1 protein-coding gene is annotated in these 537 nt (G+C 62.2%); it reads right to left on the bottom strand.

Annotated elements, in window-relative coordinates; translation table 11 throughout:
- Window positions 1-537, bottom strand: a 537-nt coding sequence (locus ACV229_RS40700) for an IS4 family transposase (RefSeq protein ID WP_448088673.1), incomplete at both ends; no start/stop codon positions are given.

Genomic DNA, 537 nt, shown 5'->3' with positions numbered 1-537 from the left:
AACGAGCGAACGAAGCTAAGTTCGGTCGGTTCGCACTTGGCCTCGAAGGCGGCGCAGGCCATTTCGCGACGAATCAGGTTGTAGGCGATCAACGCGCCCCAGATCTCCTGGTAGATGCCGTCGACGGTTCGGCTGCGTAGAGTCAGTTCGCTACCGAGCATGGACTGCTTCAGTTCACGGTAGCTGGTTTCGATCTGCCAGCGCCGGTCGTAGCAAGCGACCAGATCGGCCGGCTTGAAGCGGCGCCGGTCGGTCAGGGACGTCAGAAGTACTCGCTCCCGCCCCTGCGCATCCTGAATGCGGACCGCGCGAGCCGTCCACCACTCGGGCAGATCGGGAGATTTCTGCCGGGCCTGAGGCGAGACACGCATACGGACCAGTGCATCGTCCGGTTTGCCCGACAGCACCTCCCAACGCGTATTGGACTTTGCCGGAATCAGGAAGTGACGGTTGCGCTCACCTGACGCCAGGCCGCACAGGATTTCGGCGGACAGGAAGCCTTTGTCGAAGACCGTGAGCGAATGGTCGGGAATCTGC

Source organism: Burkholderia sp. MR1-5-21, from assembly GCF_053427715.1.
Note: the sequence above shows the minus strand (reverse complement) of the source record. Positions and strands in the feature narration are given on the sequence as shown.